This window comes from Sphingobacterium haloxyli (assembly GCF_002980525.1).
Taxonomy (GTDB): domain Bacteria; phylum Bacteroidota; class Bacteroidia; order Sphingobacteriales; family Sphingobacteriaceae; genus Sphingobacterium; species Sphingobacterium haloxyli.
Genome location: NZ_PVBQ01000028.1, coordinates 1 through 20,380, shown reverse-complemented (window position 1 = coordinate 20,380; position 20,380 = coordinate 1). Strand labels below are relative to the sequence as shown.

The 20,380-nt window shown below is 41.4% G+C and carries 19 protein-coding genes; 9 read left to right on the top strand and 10 right to left on the bottom strand.

Annotation, left to right across the window (positions count from 1 at the left end):
* Positions 1-335 precede the first annotated feature (335 nt).
* The 4 genes from metQ to C5745_RS19470 form a co-directional block, all read right to left on the bottom strand.
* Positions 336-1,145: a methionine ABC transporter substrate-binding lipoprotein MetQ gene (metQ, locus tag C5745_RS19485; protein ID WP_105718688.1), complete on the bottom strand. Its 810-nt coding sequence runs from the start codon at positions 1,143-1,145 to the stop codon at positions 336-338.
* A gap of 21 nt (positions 1,146-1,166) precedes the next feature.
* A complete protein-coding gene (metI, locus tag C5745_RS19480; RefSeq protein ID WP_105718687.1) occupies positions 1,167-1,823 on the bottom strand; it encodes a methionine ABC transporter permease MetI in 657 nt (218 codons plus the stop codon).
* Between the two features lie 11 nt (positions 1,824-1,834).
* The gene (locus C5745_RS19475; protein WP_105718692.1) at positions 1,835-2,581 is read right to left on the bottom strand and encodes a methionine ABC transporter ATP-binding protein; all 747 of its coding nucleotides are present in this window, start codon (positions 2,579-2,581) and stop codon (positions 1,835-1,837) included.
* 105 nt (positions 2,582-2,686) lie between these two features.
* The gene (locus C5745_RS19470; protein WP_105718686.1) at positions 2,687-3,187 is read right to left on the bottom strand and encodes a hypothetical protein; all 501 of its coding nucleotides are present in this window, start codon (positions 3,185-3,187) and stop codon (positions 2,687-2,689) included.
* Positions 3,188-3,375: 188 nt separating this feature from the next.
* Here C5745_RS19470 and guaB point away from each other — a divergent pair, with 188 nt between their 5' ends.
* Positions 3,376-4,848: an IMP dehydrogenase gene (gene guaB / locus C5745_RS19465; protein WP_105718685.1), complete on the top strand. Its 1,473-nt coding sequence runs from the start codon at positions 3,376-3,378 to the stop codon at positions 4,846-4,848.
* Positions 4,849-4,943: 95 nt separating this feature from the next.
* Positions 4,944-5,063, top strand: coding sequence for a 30S ribosomal protein THX (locus C5745_RS19460; RefSeq protein WP_105718684.1), 120 nt, complete (start codon positions 4,944-4,946; stop codon positions 5,061-5,063).
* A 27-nt stretch (positions 5,064-5,090) separates the two neighbouring features.
* Here C5745_RS19460 and C5745_RS19455 read toward each other — a convergent pair whose 3' ends face one another.
* From C5745_RS19455 to C5745_RS19435, 5 genes are read right to left on the bottom strand one after another with little or no spacing between them, the layout of a single operon-like run.
* Positions 5,091-5,993: a serine hydrolase gene (locus C5745_RS19455; protein WP_105718683.1), complete on the bottom strand. Its 903-nt coding sequence runs from the start codon at positions 5,991-5,993 to the stop codon at positions 5,091-5,093.
* Positions 5,994-6,008: 15 nt separating this feature from the next.
* The gene (locus tag C5745_RS19450; RefSeq protein ID WP_105718682.1) at positions 6,009-7,481 is read right to left on the bottom strand and encodes an amino acid permease; all 1,473 of its coding nucleotides are present in this window, start codon (positions 7,479-7,481) and stop codon (positions 6,009-6,011) included.
* 31 nt (positions 7,482-7,512) lie between these two features.
* Positions 7,513-8,211, bottom strand: a complete 699-nt coding sequence (locus C5745_RS19445; protein WP_133166408.1) for a hypothetical protein — start codon at positions 8,209-8,211, stop codon at positions 7,513-7,515.
* 37 nt (positions 8,212-8,248) lie between these two features.
* Positions 8,249-10,198 (bottom strand): M1 family metallopeptidase, encoded by a 1,950-nt coding sequence (locus C5745_RS19440; protein WP_105718691.1) that lies wholly within the window; start codon positions 10,196-10,198, stop codon positions 8,249-8,251.
* A gap of 4 nt (positions 10,199-10,202) precedes the next feature.
* A complete protein-coding gene (locus C5745_RS19435; RefSeq protein WP_243403404.1) occupies positions 10,203-10,631 on the bottom strand; it encodes an ArsC family reductase in 429 nt (142 codons plus the stop codon).
* A gap of 775 nt (positions 10,632-11,406) precedes the next feature.
* On the opposite strand from C5745_RS19435, the gene fbaA reads away from it, so the two are divergent.
* The 7 genes from fbaA to C5745_RS19400 all read left to right on the top strand — a co-directional run bounded on the left by fbaA (position 11,407) and on the right by C5745_RS19400 (position 18,947).
* Positions 11,407-12,486, top strand: a complete 1,080-nt coding sequence (gene fbaA / locus C5745_RS19430) for a class II fructose-bisphosphate aldolase (protein WP_105718680.1) — start codon at positions 11,407-11,409, stop codon at positions 12,484-12,486.
* Positions 12,487-12,633: 147 nt separating this feature from the next.
* Positions 12,634-13,515 carry a tyrosine-type recombinase/integrase gene (locus C5745_RS19425; RefSeq protein WP_105718679.1) on the top strand — a complete coding sequence of 294 codons (882 nt, stop codon included), beginning with the start codon at positions 12,634-12,636 and terminating at the stop codon, positions 13,513-13,515.
* 14 nt (positions 13,516-13,529) lie between these two features.
* Complete coding sequence (gene hpf, locus C5745_RS19420; protein WP_105718678.1) at positions 13,530-13,874, top strand: ribosome hibernation-promoting factor, HPF/YfiA family; 345 nt, start codon at positions 13,530-13,532, stop codon at positions 13,872-13,874.
* Between the two features lie 124 nt (positions 13,875-13,998).
* Positions 13,999-14,361, top strand: coding sequence for a hypothetical protein (locus tag C5745_RS19415; RefSeq protein WP_105718677.1), 363 nt, complete (start codon positions 13,999-14,001; stop codon positions 14,359-14,361).
* 171 nt (positions 14,362-14,532) lie between these two features.
* Positions 14,533-15,060, top strand: a complete 528-nt coding sequence (locus tag C5745_RS19410) for a ferritin (protein ID WP_105718676.1) — start codon at positions 14,533-14,535, stop codon at positions 15,058-15,060.
* A 154-nt stretch (positions 15,061-15,214) separates the two neighbouring features.
* A complete protein-coding gene (locus C5745_RS19405; RefSeq protein ID WP_243403403.1) occupies positions 15,215-17,977 on the top strand; it encodes a TonB-dependent receptor in 2,763 nt (920 codons plus the stop codon).
* A 4-nt stretch (positions 17,978-17,981) separates the two neighbouring features.
* The gene (locus C5745_RS19400; RefSeq protein WP_105718675.1) at positions 17,982-18,947 is read left to right on the top strand and encodes an NAD(P)H-quinone oxidoreductase; all 966 of its coding nucleotides are present in this window, start codon (positions 17,982-17,984) and stop codon (positions 18,945-18,947) included.
* Positions 18,948-18,962: 15 nt separating this feature from the next.
* Here C5745_RS19400 and C5745_RS19395 read toward each other — a convergent pair whose 3' ends face one another.
* The gene (locus tag C5745_RS19395; RefSeq protein ID WP_105718674.1) at positions 18,963-20,201 is read right to left on the bottom strand and encodes a tyrosine-type recombinase/integrase; all 1,239 of its coding nucleotides are present in this window, start codon (positions 20,199-20,201) and stop codon (positions 18,963-18,965) included.
* Positions 20,202-20,380: the final 179 nt, after the last annotated feature.

Below are 20,380 nucleotides of genomic sequence, written 5' to 3'. Positions count from 1 at the left end.
TACATATTAAATTTGGGGATAGGATTAAAGCCTTCGGCAACTCCTTTTAGGGTTCGCACTCGAGGCTTTCAGCCTCCGAGAACGAACCCTAAAAGGAGTGATGTGACACAGTTCAATTTACACTACCAGTAAACAATAACACCTCGCGGTTATGCGGGTTTAATCGGCCTTATATTGTTTTGCGACCATTTTTCAGCAGGCTATTCTGTTAACAACAGCATAATGTCTGAGCGTAGCGAGTTATATGCTGTTTAGGAATAGACAAAGAAAAATAGCAAAACCATATCCAGCCTTGATTTTTCTCTCTTTTTATCAAGAAAAAGAGATTCAAAAAATTACCACCCCTTTATAGCTCCGCCTTTAAACACCTTGTCTGCTACGGCCTCTACTTCTTCCGACTGATATGCTTTTGCAAAGTTCAGTACTTTTTCGTCCTCTTTGTTGTCTTCCCGACTCACAATGATATTTACATAAGGTGATTTTTCGTCTTCGATAAAAATACCGTTGTCTTTGGCTGTTAAGTTGTGACTGGCAGCAAAATTATTATTGATAACCGCCACGGTCACTTTACCGTCCTCCAATGTACGTGGCAGTTGGGGAGCTTCCAGCGCAAGGATATTGAGTTTTAGATCGTTCTTTGTGATATCTTGTGTACGTGGGAGTAATCCTACGTTATCCTTAAGCTGGATAAGGCCGACTTCTTGCATTAGCAAAAGTGCTCTCCCCAGATTGGTAGGGTCATTGGGAATAACTACTGTATCCCCGGATTTGAGTTCACTGATGCTTTTTATTTTCTTGGAGTAGCCAGCCATCGGATAAACAAAGGTATTGCCGACAATAGCCAGTTTATAGCCTCTACTTGCCGTTTGATCATCCAAATAAGGAGTAGTTTGAAATACGTTAACGTCGATATCACCTTGATGTAAGGCTTCATTAGGCATAACGTAGTCGTTAAAAGAAATCAGCTCCACCTCCAGATTATATTTTTCTTTTGCTACCTTTTTGGCTTCCTCTGCTAAACTATATTCAGGGCCTGCCTGTACGCCCACGCGAAGAACATTGGAAGAACGGTTTTCTCCGTTACAGGACAAAAGCGTAGCTAGGACAATGGCTGAACTAAATAAAGATTTGATTGTATTGTACATATTTTTATAACTTATAATGCATCACTTTCTATAATCCACATATTTCGACAAGCGATCACCGATAAACTGTATCCCGAACACAATCCCGATCAATAGCACCAGTACCATGTTCATAATCACCGCGTCATAACCCACATAGCCATATTGATACCCAATGTGTCCTAGTCCGCCGGCACCTACGGCACCACCCATTGCGGAATATCCCACTAGGGTGATTAGCGTTAGGGAAGCGCTGTTTATTAATGCCGGAAGTGCTTCCGGGATAAGCACTTTGCGAACAATCTGCATCGTCGTGGCTCCCATGGACCGTGCTGCTTCGATAATCCCGTACGGTATCTCTAGTAAACAATTTTCTACTAGTCGCGCAACGAACGGCGCAGCACCGATGCTCAACGGCACGATAGCAGCATTCATGCCGATGGATGTTCCGACTAAGGCACGGGTAAACGGAATCATCCATACGATCAGGATTATAAAAGGAATTGAGCGAAAGACGTTTACAAAAAAAGAGATACTGTTATTTAATGGTCTGTTTGCGAGTAATTGCCGTTCACGCGTTAAGAATAATATTATGCCTAGCGGAAGACCAAGTAGAAAGCTAAAAAATCCGGAGGAAAAGGTCATCACGATCGTTTCCCAAGTACCCTTTGCCAATAGCCAAAATGTTGCTTCAGACATATTCCGTTTAATTAATCAATCGTCAATGTTGGGTTCAACAATTCCTTTGTGATAGCAGATTTAGGGTATTCAAACAATGTCTTTACTTCGTTTTCTTCCACCAATTCACCTTCAGATATAACAGCGACGCGATTACATATCGCACGTACTACTTCCATTTGATGGGTAATCAATACGATGGTAATCCCCAGTTCGCGGTTGATACGTTTCAGTAGAGACAGAATAGATCGCGTTGTTTGCGGATCCAACGCACTTGTAGCCTCGTCACAAAGCAGTATTTCCGGATCAGAAGCCAATGCTCTAGCGATGGCCACCCGTTGCTTTTGTCCGCCCGATAGCGCCGCAGGGTATTCTTCTCGTTTTTCTGATAGATCTACCATATTAAGCAAATTATCCACTTTTTCCTTTATTTCCGACTTAGTCCTCTTTGTTAGTTGTAGTGGAAAGGCTACGTTATCGAAAACGGTACGGGATGAAAGCAGGTTAAAATGTTGAAATATCATCCCAATTTTTCGACGAAATGGGATCAGTTCTTTCTCCGAAAGCGATACAATATTCTTATTGGACAAGTATATGTTTCCCGAGGTGGGACGTTCTAATAAGTTAATGGTTCGCACAAGCGTACTCTTCCCAGAACCGGAATAACCGATAATGCCAAAAATAGCTCCCTTCTCGATGTGGAGCGTAATATTCCTCAGGGCATGAATCTCCCTTTTTTTCTTATAGAATATCTTACTGACCTGCTCTAGCTTAATCATATAATCTAGTGCAAAGATAGTGTTTTCTTTAATTTTTTCTTGACAAAAAAAAGTCGGTATATCAACAAGATATACCGACATTCTTCTCGTTTTGAATCTTTTTATTTAATTTAATGTAAACTTGAAGCCCAATGTAAAGCGAGCTGGCTCGAAGTTACTTCTGTTGGAGAGGTTCCACCAAGGTTTCCAGTCGAAGTGGAAAGCGAGCGGAGCTGAAGGAATTTTAAATTCCAATCCCGCCGCCGGACGAAGCGCAAAATAGGTGCGATCATCATTCCTATCGTCATACCACCAACGCCCACCGTCGATAAACGCAAGTTGCGGACCGACCCCTACATACCAATTCAATCCATTTGTCCCGGCAATAGCCTGGTTATATGAATAATCCACGCCTAATACCGTCACGTCATCTCCGAATAGCACTTGGGCATTTCCTGCGTTTGCACCATCGAAAAAGTGCTTTATTTGTGGCCCGACCAAGGTCGGTCCATCACCTAAGTCGATTCCTAGCCCCAATGCCGTCCGATAACGTGCCTGTGCATTCACCTCGTTTGTACCGATGGCCAAGAACGAAGCGGCTAATAAAGATAAAAATACTTTCTTCATATTATTTGTAATTTCAAAACTTATCGGTTATCGATAAATGTGTTCTATAAAACTAAAAAAGAGCAAATAGTCTGCCAAATCTTTTACTTCGTTCGTCATCCGACTGTTTGAAAAAAAAACTTTTTTCAGAAAATAATAAAAATTCGTATATTTGTCCGGCAAATAGAAACTCCAAAGATATTTGCCATATGCAATTAGATCCACAAAAATTCGTAGCAGAAGGTCTCACCTACGACGACGTCTTATTAATTCCTGCGTATTCAGAAATTTTACCTCGTGATGTCGACACGAGCACGCAACTTACAAAGAAAATCCGCTTGAATATCCCCTTGGTCTCTGCCGCAATGGATACAGTGACGGGAGCTGACCTAGCTATAGCTATCGCGCAAGCGGGCGGAATAGGAATGTTGCATAAAAACATGTCTATAGATGAGCAGGCGGCTGAGGTTCGTAAGGTAAAACGTTCAGAGAGCGGAATGATACAGGACCCTGTGACCTTGTTAGAAGGGGCCACCGTGGGTGACGCTTTTAAGATTATGAAAGAGCATAAGATAGGCGGTATTCCAATTGTTAGCAATAAAAGGAAGCTCGTCGGTATTGTCACTAATCGTGATCTTCGGTTTCAAAAAGATATGTCGATGCCGATTACGGAACTAATGACAAAGACAAATTTGGTCGTGGCGCCAGAGGGAACAGACTTGATTCGCGCAGAGGAGATTTTACAGGATTACAAAATTGAGAAACTACCTGTAGTAGATACAGAAGGAAATTTAAAGGGGCTCATTACCTTTAAAGATATTCAAAAATATAAGCACTTTCCGAATGCCGCCAAGGATAGCCATGGTCGTTTGTTAGTGGGGGCTGCAGTAGGTGTAACTGCGGACACGTTAGAACGTGTTGCGGCATTAGCTAAAGCAGGTGTGGATGTCGTGACCATCGATACCGCGCATGGACATTCTAAAGGGGTGATCGAGAAGCTGAAAGAAGTAAAATCAGCTTTCCCGGGATTACAGGTCATTGTGGGGAATATTGCTACGGGAGCGGCGGCAAAAGCGTTGGCAGAAGCTGGAGCAGACGCTGTAAAAGTAGGGATTGGTCCGGGGTCTATCTGTACAACACGTATTATTGCAGGCGTTGGTGTGCCACAGTTATATGCGGTGTACGAGGTGGCGAAGGCCTTGAAGGGGTCTGGAGTACCATTGATAGCGGATGGCGGTATTAAGCAAACTGGAGATATTGCCAAAGCCATCGCTGCTGGAGCAGATACCATTATGGCAGGCTCCTTATTCGCCGGAGTAGAGGAAGCGCCCGGAGAGACCATTATCTATGAAGGACGTAAGTTTAAGTCGTACAGAGGTATGGGTTCGGTGGAAGCAATGGAGAAAGGATCTAAAGATCGTTATTTTCAGGATGTGGAAGAGGATATCAAAAAATTAGTGCCAGAAGGTATCGTGGGACGCGTGCCATATAAAGGAACATTGGCAGAGGTGGTGTATCAATATATCGGTGGGCTAAGAGCATCAATGGGATATTGCGGTGCGGGTACCATCGACAAATTAAAAGAAGCGCAATTTGTGCGGATTACCGGCGCGGGCCTAAGAGAGTCGCATCCGCATAACATCTCTATTACGAAAGAAGCGCCTAACTATAGTAGGGGGTAAAGATTCGATATATGCCCATAGATATTTGGATATGAGTGCTGTAATTACTAAATTGCTTTCATTCGATCAATAATTGTACATTAAAATACAAAACTATGGGTAAAGGAGATAAAAAAACACGGAGAGGGAAAATTGTTATGGGATCGTATGGAAAGAAGAGACCAGGAAAACGTCCCAAAGTAAAAGCGGAAGATAAAAAAGAGGAAGCTGTCTAAAAAGACAGCTTTTTTTATGAATTAGATTTAAAGCACAGGATCATACGCTTTAAACTGTTCTTTTGGCTCAAAGTAATTCCACAAAATATAGGAGATTTTTCTGATTAAAACCTCGGCTTCATTATCGGGGCTCCAGCGCTGATCATCGTTGTTTTTTGTGAGGACAGCAAAAGCATAATCACCCGATGGGGCGTGAACAAATACGACTTCATTACGTGTCTGGTTCAATGCACCGGTCTTGGAGATCGTTGCGATATGAGGCGGAAGTTGTGACAGGGCCTCTCCGTTATAATATTGGTTTTTGAGGTAGCGATACATTTTATCCGAAAGACGTGGAGTGATGGCTCTACTTTCTCTTATCATAGTCATTAGCTGCACGATTTCACGCGGCGTGGTTTGTCCCCATCCGTACTTCTCCCAGATTTCCTGGCGACCCGCTGTCCGCGAATTCACTTTGGTATTTGGAAGCCCCAATTCGTCCATTAACTGATTAATTGTTGTACCGCCGCCCGCAAGTTCCTGACACCAGATTGAAGCCACATTGTCACTATAAGTGAGCATTAAGGAAACCATCGTAGATAGGTTGGTTTTGGAGCTATCTTTATAGAATTGCATTAGTCCTGAACCTCCATATATGCGGTTTGCGTCGTAGATGTACGTGTCGCTGAGCTTTAGTTGTCCGCGTCCTATTTTATCGAAAACACCTATCAATATAGGGACTTTGACAACGCTTGCCGTGGGGAAGAGGGTATCAGCGTGTATCGCTACAGTTTTATTGTTTTTAAAATGCTGTACGAATACACCTACATCACCACGGAAGTCTTTGATTTCGTCTTGTAGCATACGCTCCAATTTGGTGTCATTTTTTTGCGCATAACCGATCATAGCTATCATGTGGAGAAAAACCAATGTAAACAAACCGTGTTTCATTTGTGTACTATTGATTTATGGATTACGGTGTGATTTCCGCACCTTACTATGCTTCCGACTATAAAACCAATAGATAACAACGCCGATAATCAACCATATGGCTAAACGCTCCCAACTTTCTATGGGTAAAGATGCCATCAAAACCAAACAGACAATAACGCCTAATATGGGCACTAGTGGAACCAATGGAGTTTTGAATGGCCTTTCGATTTCCGGGCTTGTTTTTCGAAGAACTAGTACGCCTATACAAACCAGTGTGAAGGCGAATAGGGTTCCGATACTCACCATGTGCCCTAGATCAGAAATAGGTACAAAGCCGGCGAAAAAAGATACGAATACCATGAATATGAGGTTCGTTTTCCAAGGAGTCTGGTTTTTAGAAAGGTCGGAGAATATTTTGGGGAGTAAGCCATCTTTGCTCATGGAATAAAACACACGGCTTTGCCCCAACAGCATCACGAGAATAACGGAGGTATAGCCGGCAATAATCGTGACGATAAGCGCTGTATTGAGGAATGTATAGCCTGTATTTGCGAATGCCGTAGCCACGGGTTTGGCATCACCCTCAAAAGATTTGTAATTTTCCAATCCGGTCATTACATAGGAGAAAAGCACATATAGGAGCGTACAGATGACAAGCGATCCGATAATACCGATCGGCATACCGCGCTTAGGGTTTTTTGCTTCTTGCGCTGCCGTGCTCACAGCATCAAACCCGATGAAAGCAAAAAACAATACCCCAGCAGCCCGAAGGATTCCGCTAATCCCAAAGGCTCCAAAATGATCACTGTTAAGAAAAGACCAAAGACCCATCTGTCCATTTTTTACCATTTCTTCTCCCTCGTTTGTAGGAACAAAAGGAACATGATTTGCTGAATCAATGAAACTCCACCCTAATGCAATAAAAATAAGGACCACTACTACTTTTAAAATAACCAATAGATTGTTGACCGTTGACGACTCTTTTGTGCCTCGCATTAATAGCAAGGATAGGAGGCAAACGATGATAATAGCTGGAATATTGATATACCCACCTTCCCATGGACCTTTCAAAAATTCTGGTGGAATAGCGAGACCAAAAGTCATCAGGAGTTCGTTAAAATACTGCGACCAACTAACTGCAACCGTGGCACTTGCCAATGCATATTCCAAGACCAAGTCCCAACCGATGATCCAAGCCATAAATTCACCCATCGTTGCATAGGAATAGGTATAGGCGCTTCCGGCTACTGGTATCATAGAAGCAAATTCAGCGTAACAAAGGCCGGCAAAAGAACATGCCAATGCAGCGATAACGAAAGAAAGAATAACGGCCGGTCCTGCGTTCTCTGCCGCGGCAATCCCCGTTAGGGAAAAAAGTCCTGCACCAATTATGGCTCCCACTCCCAAAGAGACCAATCCCGTGCTCGAAAGCGTTCGCTTTAACGTATGTTCTCCACTTTCTCTTGCCTCTTGGATAATCTGTGGTATAGATTTTTTATATAACATTGTCGTGTTGTTCTACGGGTTGATCAACGTCTTAATCTGCCTTAAATTTACTGTAAGAATCAAGTATATATGCTCGTACGTCTTCAGGTGACGCTGTTTGCATAAATTCCAGCGATGGGCGAAATTGCTCCCTGAATAGCGCCATTTCTGTGTCGGTAAGAGGCACCATAGCGCGAATCACTCGTTCGTTAAATAGGCGGTCTACTTGTCGATTATTTTGTTCTTCTAGGAGGAGATCCAGGTTCTTTCGCGCGTTCTTGCTTTGTCTGCCAAATAGGCGGGAAAGTGAAATCCGTAGACCACCACGATTTTGCGACGCCTCCGTCACTTGTCCTTCGTTTTTAGCTTTTTCTATCTCAAGAGCCAGACGACTGTCTGTGAGACGACTGATTACGATCTCGTCAATCACGATAGATTTGCTATCCCGGACAAGGTAGACGCGTTGCAGCCCTTCCTCATAGATAAAGGCCGTGTCTACCTCGTATCCCGGTTGAGTAAAGGTTAATAAGTCATTGATATTTCCGGATATGGTAAAACTCCCTTCCACATCCGTCTCGGTTGTTTCATTCGTCCGAAGGTTCTTGACGGTAACTTCTCTTAATCGCTGGCTGCTTTCCAGTTCATGCACAATACCCTTGATCTCTTGCGCATTTACTGTGAGGTTCGTGCCGAACCCAAAAAGCAATAAAAAGAAAAGGCACGTGTAATGTTGTATTTGTATTCTCATCATATTTTCAATCTTATATCTCATAACTTATCACGCATCACTAATTTCTCGGCCAAACGTTATTATTCGGATCGATATCTGGATAAACGTTGTCCGGGTCAATGATCACCTTCGTTAGCTTTTCCGTGGATTTGAGTTTAAAACGCCAGGATGTATTACGTTGCCATATTTCTACCGGAAGCTTTTTTCGTATTTTTTCCCCAGACTCCGTTGTTGCTTCGATAACGACGGGCATGGGCAGTTTTTGCAGATTGTCTATCGTGATGACGGCGCCATTTTTAGGGTCGAGACCTTCGTATTCTACCGACCGGATGGCTTGGTCCAACGCCCAATTATGCTTAAACCACCCGCGCCAGAACCAAGCTAGGTTTTCACCTGTTTCATTTTCCATGGTGCGGAAAAAATCCTCTGGTGTGGGATGTTTGTATGCCCAATACGCGATGTACTGGCGAAAAGCTCTATCGAAGCGCTCAGCGCCGATCACTTCATCGCGTAGCAACCGAAGGCCGTAAGCAGGTTTATAATAGGCGAGGACACCGATATTTTTCTCTTTCATATTTTGTGGAGAAGACATAATAGGTTCCAAATCAGGTCTGGAAAATGCGGGTGTCATGCTGTTACGGTTTCCGAACTTTTTATGATACTCTCCTTTGTTAAAAGCTTCGGTCGATAAGCCATTAATAAATGTATTAAAGCCTTCGTCCATCCAGGCGTGTAGACGCTCGTTGCTCCCGACAATCATGGGGAACCAGTTGTGTCCAAACTCGTGATCAGTTACGCCCCACAGATTACCTGCTTTCGCTGTATGGCCACAGAACGAGATAGCGGGGTACTCCATGCCGCCTACGTTGGAAGCAACATTGACAGCTACTGGATAAGGATACGCAAACCATTTTTTACTGTAATGCTCGATGGATGCTTTGGTGTATTCTGTTGAACGCTCCCAGGCATTGCCTCCATTGCTTTCCACCGGATAGGCAGACAGGGCCAACGCACTTTTTCCGCTAGGGTTGTTGATTTTGGCGCCGTCAAGAATAAAAGCTTTTGAAGAAGCCCAGGCGAAATCATGGGCATTGTCCAACTTGTATTTCCATGTTAGGCGCTTTTTGTTCGGACGTGAGGCAGGGTTGGACACCTCCTCCGCTGATCGAATTAAGACCGTTTTTTCGCTTCCAGCAGCTTGTTTATATCGGGAGAGCTGTTCGGACGTCCACACTTCGGTTGGGTTGAGGAGCTCTCCGCCCGCTACGACAATGTGGTCGGCAGGCGCATCGATCTCGACTTGATAATTACCGAATTCAAGATAGAATTCGCCTGGTCCTGTATAAGGTTCTGTATTCCAGCCAACAATATCATCATAAACACATACTCGGGGGTACCATTGGGCTATGGTATAAATCTTACCATTTTTAGTGTCCAATATTCCTGTGCGGTCAGCTCCGTATTTCGGAACAGTATAAGAGAATTCTAGCTCCAAACTAACGGAGTTCCCACCAGCCTTTAGTACTTCAGGCAATTCCAAACGCATCCGCGTATCAACGACCTCGTAGGATGCCGTGGCGCCATTTGAAAAACGGAGGTTCTTCAATTGGAATCCTCCTTTAAACTCAGATTCTGCCGAGCCGTATCGACTATCCTCTAAGGGGATGGTCGCTTGTCCGCGTGATTCCTCGTGGAAGAGGTTTTGATCTAATTGGAACCACAGATATGGTAAGTCGTCCGGGCTATTATTGGTATAATTGATTGTTAACTGTCCGGAAACTTCGTCGGTCTGCTCATCCAAGGATACTTTAATCGTATAATCCGCACTGTTTTGCCAGTAGGCGTGCCCCGGTTTTCCGCTCGCAGAGCGGTAGGGAGAACCATTTTGTGTATAAAAAATGGGGTTAAAAGCCGCTGTATAATTGTATACGCTATTTGTCTGCGCACTTACTTGGCCAACGGTCAATAGCACCGTTGCAAGGGATGCATAAATAAATTTCTTAATCATCGTGCTATTTAAGTTTTGCTTGATACTCCTCTTCATCAAATCCTAATATAATACCTTTAGATGACTCGATTAAAGGTCTTTTAATCATGCTGTTATTCTTTAACAGCACTTGATTGGCTGAATCGGCATCCACTACTGTGGTTTGTTCTTCTGGACTTAGTTTCCGCCAGGTCGTTCCTTTTTTATTTACTAAAGCTTCCCAGGATATCTCGTTTTCCCACGCTTCTAATTGCTGTAATGTAGCGGGTTCTTTCTTGTAATCATGAAAAGTGTAAGCTATTTTGTTTTCATCCAGCCATGTCAATGCTTTTTTTACCGTATTGCAGTTCTTGATTCCGTATACCTGTAATGCCATTTCTATTCTCGTTGTGTATTTATAGGTGATAAAGATATTAATATTATTAAAAATTAACACGGTTATTATTGAAATCATAACGTTCTTTATTTCCTTCTTACGACAACTTTTTGGTTTTATAGCCCTACAATGGAAAAATATAACACGCCAAATTCGCTTTGTTATCATATTATGCAAAAAATGATAGCTAAAATCTTGCGCTGTATGACAACAATAAAACCATGTATCAATAAATAGCAGCATCATATCGATAAAAAAATGCGGCTTATCGATATAGGAAAGAATTGTATTGATATCTTTTGAAAAAATAGCATTAAAAAAATGTGGCTTATCGTTAAAGGAGAAAATTCAATAGATATTTTTTAGAAAAGTAACGTTAAAAAATTGCGGGTTATCGCGACAAGAGAAAATTGTATCGATACTTTTAAAAAAAATAGTGTTCTTTTTTTGCATTATTGCATTCTTTTGCAAAAAAAGAATGCGTTTGTAGTTTTGTCATATTTCAAGTTTTATAACCGAAAAATCGCGCTTTGACATGTCATAAACATGTTTTTTTCATAAAAATCGACATTAAAAAACGACCTCTTATAGGGTAAAATTGTGCCAAAAAGATTTTTGAGGTACCCCTAATTTTGGCACAAAATTGCCCTATCGGTTTAAAAGATAATGGTTATACTAACGCGAGAGTTACGAGCAACTGATCTTGGATAGCTGCTATTTTTCGAATTTTTACAATCTTACTTTTTTTTCACGTGTACAATTCGCAATTGTGTATTTTTTACACTAAGTGTTGTGTGGTATAAAAAAACTCCATACCTTTAGTCTCAAGTAACACAAATAATAGAAGAAAAATATGAGCCTAAAAGATTTTAAGGGTGTTTTAACAGGAGATCAGGTACAAGAGCTATTTGAGATTGCTAAAAAACATAAATTTGCTTTACCTGCGGTAAATGTGATTGGAACAAATTCTATCAACGCCGTCATGGAAACAGCAAAAGCTGCAAACTCACCAGTAATTATCCAATTATCCAATGGTGGTGCACAGTTTTATGCAGGTAAATCCTTGAACAATGACGGACTGCAAGCCTGTATTTTGGGAGCAGTATCTGCTGCTCAGCACGTTCATCTGCTAGCAGAGCACTACGGCGTGGCGGTTATATTACATACAGACCATGCAGCGAAAAAATTGTTGCCATGGATCGATGGTCTTTTGGATGCGGGCGAAAAATTCTTTGCACAACATGGAAAACCATTGTTTTCTTCCCATATGCTAGATCTATCAGAAGAACCAATTGAAGAGAATATCGAGATTTCCAGAAAATATTTACAGCGGATGAAGCCGCTTGGCATGACAGTCGAAATTGAATTGGGCGTGACTGGAGGAGAAGAAGACGGTGTTGACAATACGGATGTAGACAGTTCAAAACTGTATACACAGCCAGAAGAGGTAGCTTATGCTTATGAGGAGCTATCCAAAGTGTCCGATAAATTTACCGTAGCTGCGGCCTTTGGAAATGTACATGGCGTATATAAACCAGGTAATGTGAAACTGCAACCCGTTATTTTGCATAATTCGCAAGAATACATTCGGGAGAAATTTAATCTATCTGCAGAGAAGCCGGTAAATTTTGTGTTCCACGGTGGTTCGGGTTCTTCGCCAGAAGAGATTGCGGAAGCTATTTCGTACGGAGCGATCAAAATGAATATCGATACAGATATGCAATGGGCGTTCTGGGATGGTGTTCGTGCCTACGAAGCGAAAAATCGAGATTACCTACAGGCACAGATCGGTAATCCGGACGGCGCCGATTCTCCAAACAAGAAATATTATGATCCACGCGTATGGTTGCGTAAAGGAGAGGAAGCCTTTGTAGAACGTCTAAGACAAGCTTTTAGTGAATTGAATGCTATAGACGCGAATACGAAACTTTAAATATTATTTAGCGACGATTCTCCGATAGCTAGCTCACGGCCAAAAAACCGTGAGCTATTTTTTTTTGATCCTTCTTTTTCTCAAAATTCCTTAATAATTTTTTTTGTGTCACGCTTTTTGCTATATTTATAGAAGAACGATATAGATATGAATAAGCAGCGGTTTTTGAGTTTTTTGGAGTTTGAGAAACGTTATTCTGCTCATACCATTTCGGCCTATGATTTGGAGATAGACCGTTTCTTAAATTTTCTTTCAACTGAAAAAATAACGTTTGAGGACGTGGATTATCGGGTTATCCGGCATTACTTGGCTGTGATGAAGGAGAACGGCAGGCAAGCCTCAAGCATTAATCGCTCTATATCGTCTTTGCGTTCTTTTTATAAATTTTTAGTCAGAGAAGGTGTTGTAACTTCAAGTCCTATGCAATTGGTCCACGCACTGAAAACACCCAAGAAACTGCCTGTGGTGGTCGAACAGGAAAAGATGGTGGATTTATTAGATAAGGGCGGTACGGATCCCGATAGTTTTGAGGAGGCGCGCGACTTTGTTATTTTAGAGCTGTTGTTCGGTACGGGGATACGGCTTTCCGAATTGCTTGCAATCCGTGAGCGCGATATCGACATCTATAATAGGAGAATATGTATATTTGGTAAACGAGGTAAGGAAAGATTAGTACCTGTTCACCAAACGCTGTTGGAGGAAATTAGGCGCTACTTGATGTTGAAATATGCCCAAGATTTTAAAAACAAATCAATGCATCTAATCGTTACCAAAGAGGGAAAGCAGGCGTACCCTTCATTGATTTATCGGACTGTACAGCGGTATCTAGGGCGTATCACTTCGCAGCAGAAGAAAAGCCCGCACGTATTGCGGCATACCTTTGCCACTGCGCTTTTGAATAATGGGGCGGATTTGAATGCAATAAAGGAACTGCTCGGACATGCCGGCTTAGCGGCAACGCAGATTTACACACACAACTCTGTGGAAAGATTGAAATCTATTTATAAACAAGCCCATCCAAAGGCTTAAAAAAAGGAGGAAAAATGAACATTACTGTGCAATCTATCAAGTTTGATGCTGATCAAAAATTAGTTGAGTTTATCAAGAAGAAAACCGTTAAACTAGAACAGTTTTTAGACAACATCATCGAAAGTGTATGTTATCTTCGTTTGGAAAATGTTGACGATGAAGCCAACAAAGTTGTGGAACTGAAGATGAACATCCCCGGTAACCAGTTATTTGCCAAAGCACAGGCGAAAAGTTTCGAAGAAGCAACTGATCTTGCAGTAGAATCACTCAGACGACAGATAAATAAACATAAGACCAAAACGAGAACGGCCGTAAGTAATCACAAAGAATTACTGAGCAATCCTGAAGAGGAATTTTAAATAATGAAATTGCCGAAAAAGAGAAGCTGATCGAAAGGTCAGCTTTTTTTATATATTATTCCCGAAATTTATTTGGATTGAATCTTAATAACCTATATATTTGCTCAGCGAATTCAAAAGAGAAATGATTTGTCCATTAGCACAAGTAGAAGAAGTATTTAAAACAAAGCATGGAGCTGTATACCAATGTAGTCGGAAGAACTGCTATTGGCTAGAATTCCAAGAAACAACGACTGCTTTTAAGATTTCTGATTTTTTTCTATTAAAGAAGCGTATAGACGCTTTGGATATCGCTCGTATGCTAGCCGACACCTCGCGCACGGCTGATTTTGAAATTATAATGCCTCACCGCACCGAAAGATGCTTTATTCTGTCCGTCCAAGACATACTAAACTTAAGGGAAATTTTAACTGGTGCGAAGTTTATGATTGAATTGAATAGCGAAGTGAAAAAGATTCTCCGCAAGGATGCAGTTCTTGCTATTTAGTTTTAAATTGTACTGATTCTAAACTAGTTAGGGCGGTGCGCATGTAATTTAGACTGAATTTGTATTGTGTTTTCTTTCTCCTTTTTGGACTTTCTTAGTTTATCTTTGCATAAACAATGTGAGGAATACATTGTTCTTTAGAGTAAATAAGATTATTAAATCAGAATAAACATGAAAGATCTATTGAAATTAAAATCTTCATTAACAGAGGAGATAGAAAATATATTAAATGTGCAGGTAAAGGTAGAAGCACATGCTTCGGCACTTTATCTAGCAATGTCTTCTTGGTGTGATGATCAAGGGCTTGACAACTCAGCCACTTTTTTTGCTAAGCAGGCGGACGAGGAACGGGAGCATATGTTGAAACTATTTAACTATATCAATAACCGCGGAGGACGCGCTATTTCTCCTGAAATTACAAACATACCTGTAGACTTTGAATCTTTCCGTGGCGTCTTTGAACAAACCTTGGAGCAGGAAATGCACGTAACAGAGCAGTTTAACAATATCGCGGACAGATGTATGAAAGCGAAAGACTATGTTACATTTAATTTTGTCCAATGGTTTTTGGAAGAGCAGGTGGAAGAAGAGTATGTAGCTCGCCGTATATTGGAGTTATTTGATGTGATTGGGGAAGAAGGCACTGGTCGTTGGGAAATTGATAAACATTTAGTGAAGGTAACATTTGACGGAGAATAGTTCCAACACAGAAGTACGTAAGCGGGTCGTTTCGAAATGGAATGGCCCGCTTTTCTTTTATACTGAACGGCGACGATTTAGCGTTATTATATAAATTTTTATTGAATTTCATTTTTTTTGTTATATTGACGGAAATGCGTAAACATTAGATTTTGTGGGACATTATCGGTATCTTATATTCTTGATCACAACGCTGTTTTTTGTTGGGCTTGGTTCGATTGGGACAAAGGCCCAAACGGAATCACGCCAGATTCAGGGATTTGTAGTCGATACCGCAGGAACGAGATTAAAAAGCGTTACGATACGGTTGACGAGTACACAAGATACCGTAACTGTGATAAGCTCAAATGCTGGATATTATCGTATTAAAGATGTTAAAGGCTCGAATATTCGAATTTCCTACAGCATGTTGGGTTATCAGATTGTCAACAGGACGCTGTCTTCGCAAAACTTATCTAGCTTTATCGTCATGCCGAATGTGGTGTTACGACCTCAAGCCTCCCTATTAGAGGGCGTGTATGTCGTAAAAACTATTCCGATCGTGCGTGCTGGCGATACCATTCAATACAATATGGATGCATTTACCTTTCGGGCGAATTCCCTCCTAGAGGAGGCCCTAAAGCAACTGCCAGGTATCCAGGTTTCCCGTGATGGCACAGTTTACGCGCAGGGGAAACCTATTTCTTCGGTGCAAGTGGATGGTAGAAAATTCTTCGGAGGTGATGTGCTGACGGCAACGCGTAATTTGCCTGCAGATTTTGTCAAAAGCATACAGATACTAAACCATCGCGACAATCATACGACAGATCGAAGTTTTACGACGGAAGATCCCGAAAAAATTCTCAATATTATCCTTAAGGACGACCGTAAACGTATTTCTTTTGGCCAGCTTACCGCGGGCATGGGAACTAGGGAACGCTATATTGGTAGTGCAGGCTTTAACCGTTTTGATGATGGACAAGAATTTTCATTGGTAGGTTCCATCAATAATACGAATACGAGCTTGTTTTCGTTCGGTTCGCCGACGGGGATGGGGGAAAGGGAAAAATCGCTTTTTGACGTTAACGATTTTGTAGATCCGACAGATGGTCTGAACAATATTAAATCGTTGGGATTTAGCTTTTCAGACAACCTCGCTGAACATACGCAGTTTAACGCGAGTTATAGCTTCACGAAGAAGAAAAATACGACAAAAGGAAACTCCATTTTGAAGTCCTATTATGATCAATTTGATCGCAATTCCATCTCCAATGCGGAAGAGTATCAAACGATCAATGATGATAATTTTCATCGGCTCGCGGCTGAACTTAAACACCGTTTGAAGAATCAGGATATTTTAGAGGTAAAACCCGTGTTTTCGTACAATGATATTTCTTTTTGGAATCAGAGGACTAGGTTGGTTAAAAATAATAAAATAACAAACGACGGAAAATATCAAGACTCGTCTTCTCACAAAAACCCCAACTTGGATCTTGATATATTGTACGCTAAAGCTTTTAAGAAACCAGGCAGAAAATTAACGGGAAGCGTTTCCTTTAACTTTAACAGCCAACGTAAATTAGAGGATGTGCGGGATTACTATGTATCCGTCGATTCTACGCCAGTAGACCCGGTCATCAGTCGATTCGAGCAACGATACTTTATTCAGCAACGCAATGGCACGGATGGTGCCAGAGCCTCGCTATCTTTTGTTGAACCGTTTTCCGAGTATAGTACACTGGAGTTTCTTTATAACTATGAAATAACGGACATGACTACACAGCGGCTCGTTGAAGACAAACTCAAATTTACGGAACCCGACGGTTATTTCCACGTAGATTCGCTGGGTGTCAATTATAATTATCGTTTTAGAAATAGTCGTATGGGGCTAAATTATCAGTATACACCAAATAAAACTTTTAAAGCTAATATTGGATTTGCTGTGCAACCCGTGAAGTTGACTAGTTTTCTTCCTAGGGATGATATGCAATATACTTACGAAAATGTTAATCTAGTTCCAACCGCAGGTTTTAAATGGAGGTTAAATGATGAAACGGACTGGAGTGTTGATTATGTAGGTAAAAACAATCAGCCTAACCTGCTGCATATCATTCCGATACGCGATAATAGTAATTCGCAAAACGTTATCATCGGAAATCCAGAATTGAAAGCGGAATTTTCTAATAGAGTCAGTACCACGTTGCGGAAGTTCGTGACATCGAGAGGGCAATATTTTGAGACAAATTTTGCTTATCACTACGTAGCAAACAAAATCGTATCCGATAAAACAGCATTTTCCGGTTCTACTATTCAAGAAACCACATTCAAAAATACGGATGGGTATTACGATATTAAATGGTATTATCTCTTCAATACATCGTTATTCAATGAAAATGTACAACTGGATATTAGCGGAAATGCGGATTATTATAATAACCTATCGTATGTGAACGACCAACGGAATACAACCAAGCAGTTTATATACGCTCAGTCTGCTCAGCTACGCTATACCTGGAGCGATTACCTAGAATCGATGTTTAATGCTAATTATCTTTTAAACAATGCGACCTACACTTGGCCTTTTCGTACAGAAATTACGGGGCATAGCTTACTTGCAAGTGCCGCCACGAAAGGTTATATAGGAGAGCACATCACGTTAGGCGCCGAGATGTCGCAACGGTTCAATTCCGGCTATGCTAGTAGTTTTATGAATATTAATCCTACAATTATTAATGCATACTTGGAGTTTTCGTTTTTGCATAATAAGAGGGCGTTGTTACGGCTACAGGGGTTTGATTTGTTAGATCAGAATAAAAATATGGGTACATATAGTGAATACATAGGTAATGATGTATATGAAGCGCGGAATAACCGACTTGGACGTTATTTTATGGTCACACTAAACATGCGTCTGCAGAAGTACCCTAAAAAAAAGTAATATAATGAAAGCGATTGTTATTACAGAAGCAGGAGGTCCGGATGTTTTACAGATTCAGGAACGCGCTATACCGGCGGTAGCAGAGCATGATGTATTGATAGCGGTCAAAGCTGCAGGGGTAAACCGTCCCGATATTTTTCAACGTAAAGGAAACTATCCTGCTCCGGAAGGTGTGGTTGCGGATATCCCGGGGCTTGAGGTGGCTGGAATTATTACACAGGTGGGTACGGCGGTAACCGAACGAAAAGTAGGAGATAAGGTATGTTGCCTAGTGGCAGGCGGGGGGTATGCCGAATACGTAGCGGCGCATTCCGACATGTGTCTTCCTATTCCCGAAGGAATTAGCTTTGAAGAAGCGGCTGCTTTACCGGAAACGGTATACACCGTATGGGATAATGTGTTCCGTCGGGGCGCTTTACAGGAGGGGGAATCTATTTTGATTCATGGAGGCGCAGGAGGAATAGGTACTGCAGCAATACAGCTTGCGAAAGCCTTTGGCGCTAGGGTGCTGACGACCGTTAGTAGCGAAGAAAAAGAGGCTTATTGTCGGCAGTTGGGGGCTGATAACGTTGTCAACTATCGAGATAGTGATTTTCGTGAGGCTTTACGGGATGAGACGGTGAACATCATATTAGACAGTATCGGTGGGGACTATTTCCAAAGAAATCTCGATTTGTTGGATACGGACGGTCGTCTCGTTTACATTAACGCGGTGAAAGGAAATAAAGTGGAACTTGATATTTTAAAATTGATGCGAAAGCGTATCCTAATAACGGGTAGTACCCTGCGTGCTCGCGATCTTTCTTTCAAGGTATCGCTAACGCGGGATATACACCAGCATGTTTGGCCGCTCATTGGAAAGTCCTTTTTGCCTCAATTGTTTAAAGCTTTTCCAATAGAAGACGCGGCAAAAGCACATGAATTGATGGAGGATGGCACGTTTTTAGGAAAACTGGTACTTATAGTTTGAAAAAAGCGGACGTTATTATTCGTCCGCTTCCTCTTTAATAGGAGATGATTCATAAGTATGATCAAAATACCTCCCCAGTGCTATTGTTCTTTGTATATCCATCTGATTAATGTAGCTATGAAACATCCCTTCTGAACCATGTCCCGTAGCTTCCATTAATAACGGCGTAGGTATTCTACCATAAAAATTTGATGCAAAACTCCGTCGACCTATGTGGCTAGACATAGCTTGCCATTTTGGTATTAGGAGCGGTTTGCTGCGATGACCGGCTCGTTTATTATAATATACCAGTTTAGATATATTGGCTAATCTGGCAATCTCTTTTATTTGCCTATTGTATAGCTGTTCCGATTTTTTCGGGGGAAATTTGTTTGGATATTTTTCCATAATATGGAGTACTTCCGGATGGACGGGCAGCAAAATATCTTTTCCAGTTTTCTGCTGTTGGAATGCCAGACAATGTTTGCCTTTAATAATTTTGATCATATCCGATCGAAAATTCATGAAATCGGAGATACGCTGACCTGTATAACAACTAATCAAAAGCCAATCTCGTGCATGTTGCAGCTCAGAAGGAATAGCGGTTTGTTTTATTCGGTTCAGTTCTTCTTCGCTTAGCGTAACAAAAGGAGTCTTTTTTTTAATTTTCGGCAACTCTAACTCATATGAAAAGGTTCTTATTCCTCTTTTTTCCAGAAAATTGAGCACCGTCTGGATGAAGGAAATGGTACGATAAAGCGTGCTTGGCGAGTAATTTTCTTCGTTTCCAAATCGGAAAAATTGTTTGACAAACGAAGCGTTGATTTCCTTTATTTTGAAATGTTTCATTGAATATCCTTCGAATCGTTGGATGAGACGTAGGAATACGTGATATCGTTTTAATGTGTTCGGCCCGATAATGTGCTTCCGACTTTCGATATATACATTGATTTGATGGATAAGATTGTCCCCCTTTAGAGAAGGTTTCTGCCTATAAGATTCCAACAGACGGGTTTGTATGTCTTGTTGTACATTGGTTTGGTTTACCTTTCTATCCCTTAACCGATCGGCAATTACAATTTTAATTCTGTCTAATCCCTCACAAATAATCTTCGCGTTTTTTGTGTAAGGGTTTTCCGGACGTTGTTCGGCATAATTCCATTCTTTCTCTGTGATCTGATAAGGAGTGTCAAAGGTGTAGACATCTTTTTCCAGATGGAGGTGTAAGTAGATTGTGTTTTTCTCCACAGAGAATCTCATATCAAATGTTTTCATAAGGATGTGGATTGATTTTTCAAGTAGTGCCGCGAAGTTAATAAAAAAAGTGGTCCTACTGAGACTACAACTCCAGTATTTCCGATCTTTTAATCAATGCCTTAGGATGAAGACGCGAAATCAAACCATTTTTGCTTATTGCACTAGTGCCGCTACATCTGCTTTTTTATTATATTTGT